13 protein-coding genes are annotated in these 15789 nt (G+C 44.6%); 6 read left to right on the forward strand and 7 right to left on the reverse strand.

The annotated features are described in order from the left end of the window. Positions 1-6: 6 nt before the first annotated feature. Entirely contained in the window at positions 7-447 is a 441-nt protein-coding gene (locus QUA04_RS00225; RefSeq protein ID WP_333252648.1) for a heavy metal-responsive transcriptional regulator, read from the reverse strand. Between the two features lie 234 nt (positions 448-681). Further along, complete coding sequence (locus QUA04_RS00230; protein WP_333252650.1) at positions 682-828, reverse strand: porin; 147 nt, start codon at positions 826-828, stop codon at positions 682-684. Positions 829-1053: 225 nt separating this feature from the next. On the opposite strand from QUA04_RS00230, the gene QUA04_RS00235 reads away from it, so the two are divergent. After that, positions 1054-1533, forward strand: a complete 480-nt coding sequence (locus QUA04_RS00235; RefSeq protein WP_333252652.1) for a hypothetical protein — start codon at positions 1054-1056, stop codon at positions 1531-1533. A gap of 106 nt (positions 1534-1639) precedes the next feature. Here the strand turns inward: QUA04_RS00235 and QUA04_RS00240 are convergent, their stop codons facing one another. From QUA04_RS00240 to QUA04_RS00250, 3 genes are all read right to left on the reverse strand, one after another. Continuing rightward, positions 1640-2593, reverse strand: a complete 954-nt coding sequence (locus tag QUA04_RS00240) for an FTR1 family protein (protein WP_333252655.1) — start codon at positions 2591-2593, stop codon at positions 1640-1642. A gap of 91 nt (positions 2594-2684) precedes the next feature. Beyond that, complete coding sequence (locus QUA04_RS00245; protein ID WP_333252658.1) at positions 2685-3713, reverse strand: helix-hairpin-helix domain-containing protein; 1029 nt, start codon at positions 3711-3713, stop codon at positions 2685-2687. A gap of 157 nt (positions 3714-3870) precedes the next feature. Next, positions 3871-4875: a multicopper oxidase domain-containing protein gene (locus QUA04_RS00250; protein WP_333252660.1), complete on the reverse strand. Its 1005-nt coding sequence runs from the start codon at positions 4873-4875 to the stop codon at positions 3871-3873. A gap of 307 nt (positions 4876-5182) precedes the next feature. Here QUA04_RS00250 and rppA point away from each other — a divergent pair, with 307 nt between their 5' ends. The 5 genes from rppA to rpmB all read left to right on the forward strand — a co-directional run bounded on the left by rppA (position 5183) and on the right by rpmB (position 10382). Beyond that, positions 5183-5872: a two-component system response regulator RppA gene (gene rppA / locus QUA04_RS00255; protein ID WP_333252662.1), complete on the forward strand. Its 690-nt coding sequence runs from the start codon at positions 5183-5185 to the stop codon at positions 5870-5872. An 86-nt stretch (positions 5873-5958) separates the two neighbouring features. After that, the gene (locus QUA04_RS00260; protein WP_333252663.1) at positions 5959-6189 is read left to right on the forward strand and encodes a hypothetical protein; all 231 of its coding nucleotides are present in this window, start codon (positions 5959-5961) and stop codon (positions 6187-6189) included. 197 nt (positions 6190-6386) lie between these two features. Then, positions 6387-7718: a two-component system sensor histidine kinase RppB gene (gene rppB, locus QUA04_RS00265; RefSeq protein ID WP_333252665.1), complete on the forward strand. Its 1332-nt coding sequence runs from the start codon at positions 6387-6389 to the stop codon at positions 7716-7718. 266 nt (positions 7719-7984) lie between these two features. Further along, a complete protein-coding gene (gene htpG / locus QUA04_RS00270; RefSeq protein ID WP_333252667.1) occupies positions 7985-9973 on the forward strand; it encodes a molecular chaperone HtpG in 1989 nt (662 codons plus the stop codon). A 172-nt stretch (positions 9974-10145) separates the two neighbouring features. Beyond that, the gene (gene rpmB / locus QUA04_RS00275; RefSeq protein WP_015177569.1) at positions 10146-10382 is read left to right on the forward strand and encodes a 50S ribosomal protein L28; all 237 of its coding nucleotides are present in this window, start codon (positions 10146-10148) and stop codon (positions 10380-10382) included. Positions 10383-10460: 78 nt separating this feature from the next. Here rpmB and QUA04_RS00280 read toward each other — a convergent pair whose 3' ends face one another. Beyond that, a complete protein-coding gene (locus QUA04_RS00280) occupies positions 10461-12527 on the reverse strand; it encodes an adenylate/guanylate cyclase domain-containing protein (RefSeq protein ID WP_333252670.1) in 2067 nt (688 codons plus the stop codon). 113 nt (positions 12528-12640) lie between these two features. After that, positions 12641-15619, reverse strand: coding sequence for an adenylate/guanylate cyclase domain-containing protein (locus QUA04_RS00285; protein WP_333252673.1), 2979 nt, complete (start codon positions 15617-15619; stop codon positions 12641-12643). Positions 15620-15789 lie beyond the last annotated feature (170 nt).

Here is a 15789-nt window from a genome sequence, read left to right on the forward strand (position 1 = left end):
TAAAGCCTACTGAACTTCCTCAATCAAACTGCAAAGTTCTTCGCTATCGGGATTGTCGGAAGCTCGATTTGTCCAAAGTTTTTTATAAGCTTCCAACTCAGCTTTGAACGCACTCATGCGCTGAATTTCCTCCTCCAGGAAATGAATTTTGCGACTTAATAAGTCTTGCACTAGCGGACAAGCTGTTATTCCTTGACGGCGAGATGCCAAAATTTGCTGAATCTCTTGAAGAGAAAAGTTGAGTCTTTGAGCTTTCTTGATAAATTGCACTTGTCTGGCAGCATCGGCTGTGTAGTAACGGTAACCGCTACTGCTGCGTAAGGTAGGTTCCAGTAACCCTAGGCTTTCATAGTATCGCAGGGTGCCTACAGCAACACCAGTTTGCTTGGCTAGTTCTCCAATTTTTAGTAGCTGCTGTTCTAGGGATTCTGCTTCAAATTTTGTCATAGCAGTTCTAGGTAAGTTTGAACCCTATAATTATAGCGGTAGCCACTTTCACTTTTTTGTGCTGGTTATAGTCACCCAGGTTCTTATTATAAAATATTCTATCTTGTCCATAATTCTAGTGGCTAAAAAAGCAGCAGTAACTCAAAACAGAGTTACTGCTGCTGTCGGATATTCTCTTGCTTATCCCTGCTAAAAATCTGTGAGGCAATCTACACAAACCGGGGAAAATAAAGATTATTTATCGCAATTAGCTAGCGGGCAGTCAGGAGTAGGAGTAGTGCAGGGGCCTGCAGCAAAGACAACAGCGGCTGTACCTGCTGTCAGGATCACTGCCGTCAAAGCTGCGAGAGTGAATCGTTTAGTCTGAGTTGCTTTAGTCATTAATTTTTACCTGGGAATCTAGGATCGAAAAGTTTCTTTGGGAAACTATAAATAGCATAAACCCTCAAGTGGGCTATAGAGTCAAGGGGAAAACATTAAGATTTATAAAAATATTTAATTTCCGAGGTCGCGCTCCGAATACCTGTATGAAAGTCTGAAGATTTCATCCTGATTTCAGGTTTGTGTGTCATACTTTTTAATCATTGTACGCAAAGACTCAAACAAATGAAATCGCTCCAATCAAATTTAATTATTTTAGGCAGCGTCGGATTGTTATTTTTGGGAGCTTGCAGTAAAGGCGACCAAGCAAGCGATCCAAATACCACCTCAGCATCCCCTCCTGTCGCTTCTAAACCTGCGTCTTCGGCTCCCGCCACTGCTCCTGCAACAGCAACTAAAGGGGGGCAAGTGGTAAAGTCTGGAGCTTACTATTTAGAGTTTGTACCTGAAAAAGAAGCTACCGGAACTCATTTAGATGTTTTTTTGCAAAAAGGGGAGAAAAAGGAACCAGTTCCTAACGCCAAAATGACAGCTCAAGTGCAGTTGCCGAATGGAAAGCAGCAAACCCTAGCTCTCAAGTATGATGCTGAGGGCAAACATTACGCTGTGGTGTTTCCCGGCAAAGATGCAGGAAGTTATCCGGTGAAAGTTACTGCGAATATTAACGGAGAAAAAGTTGACGGTCGTTTTACCTTCAATCAATAGATAGCTGATTTCCTAATGCGCTCTCACTTATGGGCGCATTAGTTATTAGCAACAAACAACTGCCTCCTGCATTTCCACTAAAAAGCCGATCGCGTTTCGATCGCACTTAATTTCTTATTTCGTTACCTGAGTTTTTTTTGAACGGGAAAAACACTCGACCTGCCAAACTTTGGAAGTAGATGCCACCCACAGTACCTAAAAACATTAAATAGGCGATCGCCTGCACGACATAGAGCTTATCCGTGTATCCAAACAGCGCACTCAACAACAAACCGGGAAACTTTTCTTCGGGAAGCAGTTGCGAGGTATTCCAGACCATCGGCCCGAGAATGCAAGAGTGGATTTTAGTAAATCTTTCGTAATAGAAACACAGTGCTGCTGATTCGCGATTTGTTTGGGATAAAATATTCATCGCGCTGTCAAAAATTCCCAAAGTAGATACCACTAAACCCGCTACAATAAAGAGCAATAAAATGCCCATATATTTGAAAAACAGGCGGATATTAATTTTGACTCCCCATTTAAACAGCAGGACACCAAGTCCGGCGGCTGAAAGTATTCCTCCCAATGCGCCGATCGCCGGAATAATGCCTTGTTGAAACTTGGCGACGACAAACAAAACAGTTTCAAACCCTTCGCGCAAAACGGCAATAAAAACTAAACTAAATACGCCCCAACCGGCATGAGAGTTTCGCGTTAAAGCAGCACTCACAGCGCCTTCGACTTCGGCTTTCATAAATCGCGCTTGCTTGGTCATCCAAATCAGCATCCAGCTCAGCATTGCGATCGCTATCAGCCCAAAGATTCCCTCTAGCAGCGACTCCATAATCGGTGCAAAAGGCTGATTGGATGTGGATAAAATTTGAATAGTCCAGCCGAAAAGTACACCTATCAAAGCGCTGGCGATAAGTCCAACGCCAACACCCCCGAAAACCCAAGGACTTAAATAACTTTGTCCTGATTTTTTGAGACAAGCGAGAACGATTCCGACAACTAAGGCGGCTTCGACTCCTTCGCGGAGGGTAATTACAAATGTGGGCAATGCTTCGCCAAAATTCATTTTTTTATGCTGGGAATGAGAGTGGTTAATGAGCGAGGTAATTGGCAGATTATTTACCAATTACTGCTCTTAATGAGAGGGATATTTTTACTTACGATGCTGGTTTGAGAACTTTTTGGCTGTCGCTTTCGATCGTTTTAACTAGCTGGCTGACTTGTTCGGTGGTTTTTACGGGGGCGGGGGGTGCGATCGCCGTTGGCCAATTTGTCTTAAGTTCAGTCATGTTGGCAACAATTGCTTTATCGATTTCCGGGCTAGTTTTAGCCACTTGATCGGCAATATCTTTGTACAGGCTTTCCGCGTACATGACAAAACCCCGCGAATCTTGATATTCAATAATTGCGGAAATTTTGCCGTTAGCAACTGCGGCTCCATATTCGGAATTAGCTGTATCCAGCAAGCCGTTAATCACTTGCAGCACGAATTTCGGATCTTTTCGCTGCGCTTCGGGAATGGCGGCAATTGCTCCATCAACTGCTTGCATTGAGGTGTCAAATTCCGCCTTCACTTGAGCCGGATCTTTGGCACCCGCTTTAACTAAATCCTGCAATTTAATTAAGGTAGTCTTAAACTCTGGAATTTTACGCTCGTTTAGCTGATCTTCCACATCGGCATAAATTTCTTCGACTGGATGGCCGATGTGCGGTTCGGCTTGGTCGGGTTTGCCTTGATCTAAGAGTTCTTTTGCTACGAAAAGATGCCCTTTCATCAATCCCATTTTAGTCATGAAGTCTACATCTTTGGCTTCGCCTGTGAGGACGACATCTTCAATAGTCACCATGTCTTTAATTTCGTCGAATTGGGGTTGAGTAATGACATTTTTTGAGACCAATTCTTCGACTTTTCCGTAAGGGCGGCTGGCTTGAATTTTGTTAGAAAGTGCCGGTACTCCTAACTTGGCTTCGAGTTTATCTAACTCTGAAAGAATGGCAGTATTGATGTTGATCCCGCCTTTGCCGCCGTGGTTCATGCTGTGACCGCTTGTGGAGGCGGGAGTGGCTGTGGCAACGGGTGAGGGTGTGCTGCCGGTGTTGCTGGCTGTGGGGGAAACGCAACCGGCCAGAGCAACGAGGATGGCTGTAGCCGTGGCGGTCGGTAATAAGCGAAAGGATGATAACATGGCAGTTGCTAATTTTTACGTTATGTGCATTTGGACTCACAAGTTATTAAGAATAATTCTCAATTTGTGAGCTATTCATTCTACCTATTGGCGATCGAGCTTGTCAAATAATTTCATACTTTATTTGAATCGGCGTACCTTCCTAACAGGATGTGGTTTAAGTGATGACTTCAAATAGACCCATACAGCCAGCTTCGGCGATCGCATCTTGATGGGGATGAAACATATATTTTCCAGCGTAGCCGTAAGTAAATTCTAAGATATGTCTTTCAGCTACTCCCATTGTGATGACATCAGTTCTTTCACTGGGAGTTAAAGTCATTCCCGTGCGATATACGTCAAAAAAGTTGGCGTGCAAGTGGAATGTTACTGCTGCTTCGTACTCAATCAGGTTGAGTACGTAGAGCCGAATTAGCTGATTTTTGTAAATAGGGATCGGGTTATTCATATAATAATTGGGCAACCCGTTAAAAGCGTAGAGTTCGTTTTTTTCGTCCTCGTTTACGTCATATCCCCCCATGATTAACATGATTTCATCGGCGGGAGGGCGGGGTTTTGGCGGATCGATAATGAACATACCATAGAGTCCTTTACCGATGTGGCGTGTTACTGGAGCAATATGACAGTGATATAAATGCACTCCGTAAGGATTGGCATCGAATTCATAAATAAATACCGAACCGTTTCTCACTGGTTTAACGCCATCCATTTCGCTGGTATGAATGCCGTGAAAGTGCAGCGAGTGAGAATGTCCACCTTTGTTAGAAAAGATGACGCGGATGCGATCGCCCTCAGTTGCCCTCAATGTCGGCCCCGGCACGCGATTGTTCACGTTCCAGGTGTTGAAACTGACGGCGCTATTAAGTTGGACGATCGAAGAATTAGCTTCCAGGCGAAATTCCCGAACCGTGCGCCCGTTTTCGCGCGTCACCGTGCCGTAATCAAAATCCCGCGCAATTTGCATCGGGTTGATATTGCTGACGGTGACTGCATCTGCGGGCATGGGCGGTATTCTCGCGACTGATGTCGGTTTGCGAGTCAAATTTTGAAGTGCGATCGCGCCCCCCGCTACCCCAGCACCAGCTATTCCTAGCTGTAGCAGTTGGCGGCGACTCCAGCGCCCAGCCTTTTTAATGGCGGGACGATCGGATAAATCTGTCATACTTATTGAAAATTTTTATCAAAAATTAACTCGTGCTTGATTATAAGACATTACCAGCTTGTTGTCAATCATTGTCAACTGTTATCTTTTTCTGGGAAGTCAATCGATTTGAGATTTGAGATTTGAGATTTGAGATTTATTCCCGTCAGTCAGCCTGCGCGTGGAATGAATCCGGGGGCTTGCGAGCCCATTAGTTTCGGTCAGAAGATTTCATGCTGATTTCATCTCAGTATGTGAGGTTAGATGTTGGGGTAGATGTTGCCTATCGCTCACAATGTATAAGGACTTACCGCTATAAATTAGAGTTATGAGAGTTTTGCTAGTGGAAGATGAGCCAGATTTAGGGAAAGCGATCGATCGCACTTTAAAGCAGGAAAAATATATAGTTGATTGGGCTTTGGATGGCAGTGAAGCTTGGGAATATTTAGACAGTCACTGGATGCAATATAACCTGGCTATTTTTGACTGGTTGCTACCAGGATTGTCAGGAGTGGAACTGCTGCGGAGATTGCGTGCTAAAAATAACGCCCTGCCCGTCTTGATGCTAACCGCCAAAGACCGAATGGAAGATAAAGTGGCGGGACTAGACGCCGGGGCTGACGATTATTTAGTTAAACCGTTTGGCATGGCGGAACTGTTAGCAAGATTGCGGGCTTTGCAAAGACGATCGCCCCAAATTCAACCGCAACAGCTACAGGTAGGAAATCTGGTTTTGGACTGCGGAACTCGAACTGTGTGCCATCTCGATCGCAGTGGTAACAGCCAGATAATTTCTCTCACAAACAAAGAGTTTCAACTGCTAGAATACTTTATGAAACATCCCAACCAAATTATCACCACTGACCAAATTCGGAATCAGCTATGGGAGGCGAGTGCAGATAGCTTTAGCAATGTGGTAGCAGCTCAAGTGCGCTTGCTGCGGCGCAAACTTGAGTCTGCTGGCGGCGCTAATTTAATAGAAACCGTTCACGGCGTCGGATACCGCATGAGAAATTAAAGCTGTAGGGGCAACAGCGGGCGGATTATATCTCGTTTCCAGTATCTGGCTATAATATAAAAAACTCGATCGTCAAAATGACTGCTATGAAAGATTTAATCCAACAAGAGTTAGAAAAGCTCGATCTAGAACAACTAAAACAAGTATTTGAATTTATTGCCTTCCTAAAATTCCGTGCCCGATTAGCTACTATTCCAGCAATCGATGAAACTAACTTAGCTGCACTCTACGGCGAATTTGCCGAAGAAGACCGACAACTTGCGGAACTCGGAATAAGCGAATATGCAGAACTCCTAAAAAATGAGAATTTGGCATGACAGTCAAATATAAAAAATGTATTATTTAGCGGATAAACTTTTTTTAATAGAAATTAGGCACCGGGTTCAGAAACCTTATTGTTTAAGCTTATTCTCTCTTTTCTCCTCCTCTGCGTTCTCTGCGCCCTCTGCGGTAGATAAAAAAAATATCATCTTCAACTAATTACCAATTATTAATTACTAGCAAGATATGAAAGGTGAATCAAAATAAACTATTTAACCGTACTCGCTGGCAATTAGCCATTTCCTATGCGGCTGTAATGGGTTTGATTTTAAGCTTGCTGGGATTTGGCGTATATAAGGCGATCGCCCACGCTCACTGGGTAGCCATAGACCGGGAATTAGAATCGGTAGCGGGGACGCTACACGACAGCCTAGAACTCAAATTGCAGCAGCCCGGACGCTTGGAGCCTATAGTAAACGAACTTTTGCCCAACCTCCGGTTCATTGGAGTTAAAGGCATTAAAGAACAGTTGCCAAGCCGCCATATTTTAAGCGCTATCAACCAAGGCTATTATTATATTCGTTTATTTGATTATTCGGGGCAATTAATTGCTACTGCCGGCGCTTATCCAGAAGAATTACCACCAGAATTTAACTCCCAATACTGGCAAACAATAACTGACACCAAAGGCAATGTTTACCACCAAATTTCTGTAGCACTACACACCCAAACACAGCAAGATTGGGGATATTTTCAAGTTGGGCGGAGCCTGCAAGACTTCAATGATTATCTCAGTACAGTGAAATGGGTTTTGAAATTAGGATTGCCTACAGCATTGATTTTGATAGGCTTTGCTAGTTGGTTGTTGGCAGGATTGGCAATGAAACCGATTTACTTTTCCTACCGACAAATCCAACAGTTTACAGCGGATGCAGCCCACGAATTGCGGACGCCTTTAGCGGCTTCGCAGGCGACTGTAGAATCAGCGCTGTTGACGCCTCAATTGGATGAAAAAGAGGCGCGGGAAATTTTGCGGACGATCGATCGCCAAAACCGACGGTTAACTCAGTTAGTGGCTGATTTGCTGCTTCTGGCTCGCATAGATAATCAAGCGATACGCGCTCGCCCTCAATTATGTTGTTTGAATGACCTTGTTAGCGATTTAGTCGAGGAATTGGCAGCTTTGGCGATCGCTTCTAATGTAGCCCTAACCTCGTCCGTGCGGGTGCAACAGCAATTAAATGTTGTCGGCAATTCTGACCAACTTTATCGCTTAGTTGCTAATTTAATTGTTAATGCCATTCAATACACTCCGGCGGGCGGGAAAGTAACAGTTATTTTAGATTGCAATCACATCGAGGCGATCGTTCAGGTTCAAGATACCGGTATTGGGATCGTCGCGGCAGATTTAGAGCGAATATTCGATCGATTTTACCGAGTCAACAGCGATCGATCCCGCCATACTGGCGGTTCTGGACTGGGATTGGCGATCGCCCAAACCATCGCCCGGGCACACCGCGGCAGCCTCAGCGCCCGCAGCGAATTGGGTTCCGGCAGCACCTTTCTCCTGCAGTTGCCTTTGTGAGCTACTATGTGAGGGAAACTGACATCTTGCACCATGTTCGCTTAACAGGCCCGAAAGGCCTGTTCCACAAAAAGTGAATTATCTTGTGGGGAGTAGGAGTTGGCATTTTCTAGCCTGCCGGTGAAAGGCTGATTGAGAATTATCCAAGATGTGGGGAAAACCGAATCATCTTTTTGTGGTAATCCCTTTTGCAGAAGAGAACACGATCGCCGAAAATCATTAAATAGCTATTTCTCAGCAATTAGCAGTCATCACAGAGAAAAATTATGACAGTTTTAGAACAGGGAACAATCTCAATCCATACCGAAAATATTTTCCCGATTATCAAGAAGTCGCTATACACTGACCACGAAGTCTTCTTGCGGGAACTAATTTCTAACGCCGTCGATGCCATTGCTAAACTCAAAATGGTTTCCCGTTCCGGCGAATACAGCGGCGACATTGGCGAAGCGCAAATCAACATAGCCATAGACAAAGAAAACAAAACCCTCTCAATTTCCGATAACGGGATCGGCATGACCGCCGACGAGGTAAAAAAATACATCAACCAAGTCGCTTTCTCCAGCGCTGAAGAATTTATTGAAAAATACCAAGGCAGCGGCGAAGACGCAATTATTGGTCACTTCGGCCTCGGTTTCTACTCTTCTTTCATGGTCGCTCAGAAAGTAGATATTGATACTCTTTCTTACCAAGAAGGCTCCCAAGCGGTACACTGGTCTTGCGACGGTTCTCCCGCTTTTGAACTATCAGAATCTTCCCGCACGGAACGCGGCACTACTATTACTCTTACCCTCCAAGACGAAGAACAAGAATATGTAGAACCCAGTCGCATTAAGCAGTTAATCAAAACTTACTGCGATTTCATGCCAGTTCCAATCAAATTTGAGGGAGAGGAACTCAACAAGCACAAAGCAATTTGGCGGGACTCCGCCAGCAATTTGCAAAAAGAAGATTACTTGGAACTCTACCGCTACCTTTACCCGTTCCAAGACGAGCCGCTGCTGTGGGTACACCTGAATACAGATTATCCTTTCATTGTCAACGGAATTCTTTACTTTCCCAAACTGCGCCCGGATGTCGATGTTACCCAAGGCAATATTAAGCTATTCTGCAACCAGGTTTTTGTCAGCGACCACTGCGAAGAAATTATCCCGAAATTCTTGATGCCGCTGCGGGGCGTTATTGACAGTACCGACATTCCGCTGAACGTTTCTCGCAGTTCTTTGCAAAGCAATCGCACTGTGCGGAGAATTGCTGATTATATTGCGAAAAAAGTGGGCGATCGCCTGAAAGAACTCTACCGCGACGACCGTGACGAATACATCCGCTGCTGGCAAGATATCGGCACTTTTGTCAAGTTTGGAACTCTCAACGATGACAAGTTCAAAAAGCAAGTCGAAGATATCTTAATCTACCGCAGCACCTACGAACCAACAGCCGAGAAGCCAGAAACTGTAACGCCAGAAGTTCAGGTGCAAACTGAGGAAGGAGATTTGTGGCAAGATGTAACTCCGAAGTCTGAAACTTCTACTTCGACGCAACCTTACACGACGCTGAAAGAGTATTTGGAACGCAATCAAAAACGCCACGAAAATCGCGTGTTTTATTGTACCGATCCCGCCTCTCAAGCAACTTACGTGGCAATGCATAAAAGCCAAGGTTTAGAAGTGCTGTTTATGGATTCTTTCATCGACACGCACTTTATCAGCTTCTTGGAAAGAGAATACTCAGATGTTAAATTCTCCCGGGTTGATTCCGACATCGACGAAACGCTAATTGACAAAGAGAAAGAAGCGGAAATTGTCGATCCGGCGACGAATAAGACTCGCAGCGAACAAGTTAAAGAAATGTTCCAAAAAGCTCTCAATAAGCCGAAAGTGAACATTCGCACAGAAGCTTTGAAGTCTGACTCTGCGGAGGCGACGCCACCTGCGATCGTACTTTTGCCGGAAGCTTTGCGCCGGATGCGCGACATGACGGCGCTTTTGCAGCAGCAAGCCGCCGAATTCCCCGAAGAACACGTTTTGCTGGTGAATACCTCTCACCCGCTGATTCAAAATCTGGCGAGTTTGAGTCAAGGTGCGATTATTCAAGGCGGCGGGGAGTCTCCGTCAAGTCAGTTGGCGAGTATGATTTGTCACCACGTTTATGACTTGGCTTTGATGGCCCAGAAGGGTTTCGATGCTGAAGGGATGAAGGATTTTGTCGAGCGATCGAATCAAGTGTTGACAAAATTGACTGAACGTGCAATGTAATTACCCCCCCCAACCCCCCCTTGCTAAGGGGGGGAGCAAGAGTTTATTTCTATTGCTGAGCGGGCGATCGGGTGTTTTTTGCCCCCCCTTTAACAAGGGGGGCTAGGGGGGTTCTGCGCTGTTGCTATATAATAAAAGGCTGCACGCAAAAAACGGTAATCTGGAGCGCAATATGTCACGGAAATGTCAGCTAACGGGGAAGAAGGCGAATAACGGTTTTGCAGTTTCTCACTCGCACCACCGCACTCACAAATTGCAAGACGCCAATTTGCAGTGGAAGCGGGTTTGGTGGCCGCAGGAGAAGCGCTGGGTAAGATTGCACCTTTCTACAAAGGCAATTAAAACCTTGCAAAACAAGGGTTTGGAAATCATGGCGAAGGAAGCTGGAATTAACCTGTACAAGCTTTAAAAAACTTGGCTAAATTAAAATGAGGGCGATCGCACACTTAAGAGTGTGATCGCCCTTACTTTTAGAGAAAAACCTTTACTAGAGCAATTTTCGGCATTGCAGTAAATAAGTAGTCATCTGGCCTTTGCCTTTAACTTCGATCGCCCCGCGGTTTTCAAAGAAATACTTTTCTCGCAATTGCTGATAAGTTGTTTCTGTTACCTGAATACTCCCTGGCTTGCCGTGAGATTCCATGCGGGAAGCAGTGTTAACGGTGTCTCCCCACAAATCGTAAATAAATTTTTTAATACCGATGACTCCGGCGACAACTGGGCCGCTGTTGATGCCGATTCTGATGCTGAAAGCTTGGCTGTGGGTATTGCTAAAGTCAGTAATTGCCTGCTGCATATCGATCGCCATTTCTGCGATCGCTTCTGCGTGATCCGGGCGAGGAATTGGCAGCCCTCCAACTACCATGTAAGCGTCGCCAATCGTCTTAATTTTTTCCAAACCGTGCCTTTCTGCTAGGTTGTCAAATGTCGAAAAGATGTCATTCAGCAAGCCTACTAATTGCGTTGGAGAAACTCGCGAACTCAATTGAGTAAACCCTACTATGTCTGCAAATAAGACAGTAACGTCAGCAAAAGTATCTGCGATCGTACTGTCTCCCCGCTTCAACCGATTTGCTATTTGTTCAGGCAAAATATTCAACAACAAGCGTTCTGATTGTTCCTGTTGAACTCGCAGTGCACTTAAAGTATCATTCAGAGCATTAGTTCGTTCTTTCACTCTAAATTCTAGCTCTTCATTCAGCTTGTAAAGCGCCATTTCAGCCCGCCTGCGGTCTGTGATATCCGTACCGATTGCCAGCATTCCCACGAACTTTCCTACCGTGTCAAACAGGGGTTTATTTGCCCATGATACCCAAACCCGATCGCCACTACGCCGTATACTTTCATTTTCATTTCGCGTGTATTTTTCTGGGTTTTGCAAAATATCTCTCAATTTTACGGCCAGGTCATTTCCTGTCGTATCTGTCTGGGGAATAATTGTTCCCACTGCGTTTTTGCCAATTATCTCTTTTTCATCGTAACCAAAAAAATTCTGGGCAAATTCGTTAAAGAAAGTAATAATTCCTTCCGTATCTAGTTTTAAAATAATGCTGTTAGCATTTTCCACTAATTCCCGATACTTAATTTCGCTTTGCCGCAGCGAATCTTCTGCTGAGGCGCGTTCGGCTACTGTCGCCGCCAACAGCAGCGATGTAACTACAATTACGCTCATAAAAGCCTGCAAAAATAAGATTGCCTGATTGATATTTTCCGCTTTGGCAATAAAAGGACCACCTCCCTGAGAACCGCCCCAAATGGCGATACTGGATACAATTAAAGATGCTAAAACCGCCCCTACTTGACCGAATTGAATGGTTGCCCAAATTACTAAGGGAAATGGCAAGTATTCAAGGGGATAACCCGAGAGATGACCTTCACTTTTTGAGTTGTAGACTAGCCAACTGACTGTTACTAATAAGAGCAGGCATATTCCGACACTTATGCGATTTACAATTGTTTTATAAGCTGTATTTTTTGCAGGGTTGGGCGCTGGTTTATGGTTGTATATAATCAACAGCAGGGGAGTAAAAATTAAAACTCCTAATGTATCTCCGAGATACCAATTCCATCTAACGTTCCAATATTCGCTCCAGTCCACTAAACCAGTTACACAGAGGCGAAGTGTGCCGAGAGTGCAGTTGATTTGAGTGGCAACTACAGCCCCGCAGAAAATTAAATTGACTACATCGATCAGCCGATCTAGTGAGGGGCGAAACTTGAGTTTCTGCAACAAAGTAAATACGCACAAAGCTTGCAAACAAGCGCAAAAGGCACTAATCGTTGCAAGTGTTAAAGATACCTTAAGGTTAATAGTCTCGTAAAAAAATACGCCTAAAGCTATTCCAGGCCAAATGCGCCGACCCAATAATAACATTGCAGCTTGTGCAATTCCTGCGGGTGGCCAGACGCAGGTAGCTAATTTATTTACCCCTGGGATTGAAACTGCTATTTTTGCTGCTAAAGCGTAAGCAAAAGCCAGGGCAGCTACTCGTGCTAAGTATTGCCAATTTCTAGATTGAGCAAATCGCAGAAACGGATTTTTTTTAGGGTTCATACTGAGTGTTATATTTTTAACTAACTATAGCAACCGCGCCCGAAAGTTAGGAAATTATTAATTCGGAAACATGACTTCTTATATTGCTTCTTCCTTCTTCATTCTTCCTGATGCTATAACTTGATGCCTGTAAGAAAATAAGTGTTCATCTCGCCTTTGCCTTTAACTTCGATCGCGCCGCGACTTTCAAATACATACTTGTCCTGCAATATATCATAAATTGCAGATGTGACTTGAATACACCCCGGCTTGCCGTGAGATTCCATGCGGGAAGCGGTATTAACGGTGTCTCCCCATAAATCGTAAATAAATTTTTTAATACCGATTACTCCGGCGACAACTGGGCCGCTGTTTATGCCGATTCTGATGCTAAAATCTTGATTCTGGATATTGCTGAAGTCAGTAATTGCCTGCTGCATATCGATCGCCATTTGGGCGATCGCCTCTGCATGATCGCTGCGGGGCATCGGCAGCCCTCCTACTACCATGTAAGCGTCGCCAATCGTCTTAATTTTTTCCAATCCGTGCTTTTCTGCTAGGCGATCGAATGTGGAAAAAATGTCGTTTAGCAAGGAAACTAATTCCTGCGGAGAAATTTGGGAACTAATTTGGGTAAAACCGACTATATCTGCAAACAATACGGTTACTTCGGCAAAAGTATCGGCAATGATGCTTTGGTCTTGTTTTAATCTGTCGGCGATCGGTTGCGGTAAAACGTTGAGTAGGAGACGGTCAGATTTTTCTTGTTCTAAGCGCAAAGCTGCCTCAGCTTGTTTACGAGTTGTGATATCTTGAACAGTACCTTCGTAATAAAGCAAATTTCCGTAGGAATCGCGCACGGTATAAGTATTTTCTGAAATCCAAATTATGCTGCCATCTCGGCGGTAAACTTGAGATTCAAAATCCGATACTTTGCCTTGTTCTTCTATTAAGCGGACAACTTCGGCGCGGCGATGGGGGTCAACATAAAGTTGTTGGCTAATATCAGTTAATGTGCCGACCAATTCCTCGCGCGAACTGTAACCGTAAATGCGAAGCAAAGCAGGATTGGCGCTGAGATATTGCCCATCTGGGGTAGTTTGAAAAATGCCGACTATTGCATTTTCAAAGATGCTGCGGTATTTTTCTTCAGCTTGCCGCAGTGCTTCTTCAGCCCGCTGACGTTCTCGCGCTTCCATTGCGAAAGTTACAGAGTCTGCTAGAGAAACAGCAAAACTTTGTTCTTCAATCGTCCAATAGCGGAGCCTTCCTACGTGTTCTAAACAGAGAACTCCTGCTGTTTCTCCGCCTATTTGAATCGGCGTATCTAGCATAGAAGTGATGCCCAACGGAATTAGGTAAGATTCCGCAAATTCTCTAGTTCTAAAATCTTTTTGTGCGTCAAAGGCAGCAATTGCGCGTTCTTCTCGCAGTGCTTGAAAATAGGCAGGATAGTCTGCTGCTGCTAATTCCAAGCCGTGTGAGTGCTGGTTGAGAGTGCGATCGAACAAATCTAGACACTCGATCTTGGATTTAGTGCGATCGTACAGCCAGACGCTCGATCGGGCAACTTCCAGAGTACGGCTAGCAGTTTGAGTTATTTCTTGAAGCGCTTTTGTTAAGTCGCCTTGATTCAGCGCTTTATTTTTGGCTAAATCAATTAATGCCGATTTCTGTTTCTGTAGCTGAAGTTCGCTTTGTTTCAGGGCATTTGTCCGCTCTTCAACTCTGATTTCCAGCTTTTCATTCAGCTTTTGCAGCGCTATTTCAGCTTTTCGGCGATCGGTGATATCTGTTCCGATGCAAAGGATGCCCAAAAGTTTGCCCGCTGAATCAACCAGCGGTTTATTTGCCCAAGATACCCAAACGCGATCGCCACTGCGCCGGATATTTTCATTTTCATAGCTGGTAAAGCGATCGGGATTTTGTAAAATTTGACTATAAACCAACTCTAAGTTATTTCCTTCAATATCCGTCGGTGGAATAATGGTTCCCAAGGCATTTTTTCCCAGAATTTGTTCCTCCTTGTAACCAAAGAAATTTTCTGCAAATTCGTTAAAAAAAGTAATATGGCCGTCTCCGTCCAATTTCAGAATAATGCTGTTAGCATTTTCCACCAATTCTCGATATTTAATTTCGCTCTCTCGTAAAGAATACTCCGCTGATGTCCGTTCAGCTACTGTCGCGGCTAATAACAGCGAGGTAATTGTAACTACAGCCAAAAAAGCTTGTAAAAATAAGATAGCCTGATTGATATTTTCGGCTTTGGCTATGAAAGGCCCCCCTCCATGAGAACTGCCGAAAATTGCGATGATTGAGACAACAAACGATGCCAGGACAGCGGCTCGCTGACCTAATTCGAGCGCCGCCCAAATTATCAAAGGAAATGGCAAATATTCCAGGGGATAACGAGCAATATAAGCTTCATGTTTCGACTCAAAGACCAGCCAGCTCACCCCAATTAATAATATTAACCATACTCCCCGCGCCATTAAATATTTTTTTTGGTTTGGGATCTCTGTTGGTATTTTTAAACGCTGGACGGTTACTTTAGGGCGCATAAATATTAGGATTAAGGGAGTAAAAATTAAAACTCCCATTGTGTCTCCCAAGCACCAATTCCACCGAAGCGACCAATATTCTGCCCAATCTACTCTTCCGGCTAAATATATAGAAAACGCGCCAATAGTGCAACTGATTTGAGTAGAAATTAGACCCCCAAACAATATTAAATTAACTACATCTTTCAAGCGAGCCAGAGACGGACGAAACCGGAACCAGCTCAGGGCAGTTACTGCAAAAACCGCTTGCAGAATTGCCCCGGCGTTTCCTCCCAGCCAAAGTGCAAATATCTGTTCACTTGGGTTAACCAAATTGAGGAAAAATGTGCCCAAAACTATGGCAGGCCAGACTTTACTTCCAAACAATAAAAGCCCGGCTTGTGCAATTCCTGCGGGTGGCCACACCGAGGCAGCAAAGGGACTAACACCTTGGATTGAAATTGCTAGCCTCCCGCCCACGGCGTAAGCGACAGCAACGACAGTTACTTGAACTAAGTACCGCCCAATTCGGGATTGAGGGAATCGAAGAAACTGATTTAGGTTCAGATTCATACCGAGTTTTAAGTTTTAGGGAATTTCACATCTCAAGGAAGAGGGAAGTTAGGCAACGAGCAGTGTACGGGATGTAACGGATGTAACGGATGTCAGGAAGAGAGAAGAGGGAAGAGAAAGAGGGGAGCTAATGTAGGTGTACACCGCGCACATTGCGAGCCTAAATGTAG

It is taken from the genome of Microcoleus sp. S13_C5, assembly GCF_036700845.1.
Classification (GTDB): domain Bacteria; phylum Cyanobacteriota; class Cyanobacteriia; order Cyanobacteriales; family Microcoleaceae; genus Microcoleus.

What these genes read in the sequence shown, in the direction of transcription:
- QUA04_RS00235 (WP_333252652.1), top strand. Translation starts at nt 1,054, where the DNA reads ATGAAATCGCTCCAATCAAATTTAATTATTTTAGGCAGCGTCGGATTG.
- QUA04_RS00245 (WP_333252658.1), bottom strand. Translation starts at nt 3,713, where the DNA reads ATGTTATCATCCTTTCGCTTATTACCGACCGCCACGGCTACAGCCATC.
- QUA04_RS00260 (WP_333252663.1), top strand. Translation starts at nt 5,959, where the DNA reads ATGAAAGATTTAATCCAACAAGAGTTAGAAAAGCTCGATCTAGAACAA.
- rppA (WP_333252662.1), top strand. Translation starts at nt 5,183, where the DNA reads ATGAGAGTTTTGCTAGTGGAAGATGAGCCAGATTTAGGGAAAGCGATC.
- QUA04_RS00285 (WP_333252673.1), bottom strand. Translation starts at nt 15,619, where the DNA reads ATGAATCTGAACCTAAATCAGTTTCTTCGATTCCCTCAATCCCGAATT.
- QUA04_RS00280 (WP_333252670.1), bottom strand. Translation starts at nt 12,527, where the DNA reads ATGAACCCTAAAAAAAATCCGTTTCTGCGATTTGCTCAATCTAGAAAT.
- rpmB (WP_015177569.1), top strand. Translation starts at nt 10,146, where the DNA reads ATGTCACGGAAATGTCAGCTAACGGGGAAGAAGGCGAATAACGGTTTT.
- QUA04_RS00250 (WP_333252660.1), bottom strand. Translation starts at nt 4,875, where the DNA reads ATGACAGATTTATCCGATCGTCCCGCCATTAAAAAGGCTGGGCGCTGG.
- htpG (WP_333252667.1), top strand. Translation starts at nt 7,985, where the DNA reads ATGACAGTTTTAGAACAGGGAACAATCTCAATCCATACCGAAAATATT.
- QUA04_RS00240 (WP_333252655.1), bottom strand. Translation starts at nt 2,593, where the DNA reads ATGAATTTTGGCGAAGCATTGCCCACATTTGTAATTACCCTCCGCGAA.
- QUA04_RS00230 (WP_333252650.1), bottom strand. Translation starts at nt 828, where the DNA reads ATGACTAAAGCAACTCAGACTAAACGATTCACTCTCGCAGCTTTGACG.
- QUA04_RS00225 (WP_333252648.1), bottom strand. Translation starts at nt 447, where the DNA reads ATGACAAAATTTGAAGCAGAATCCCTAGAACAGCAGCTACTAAAAATT.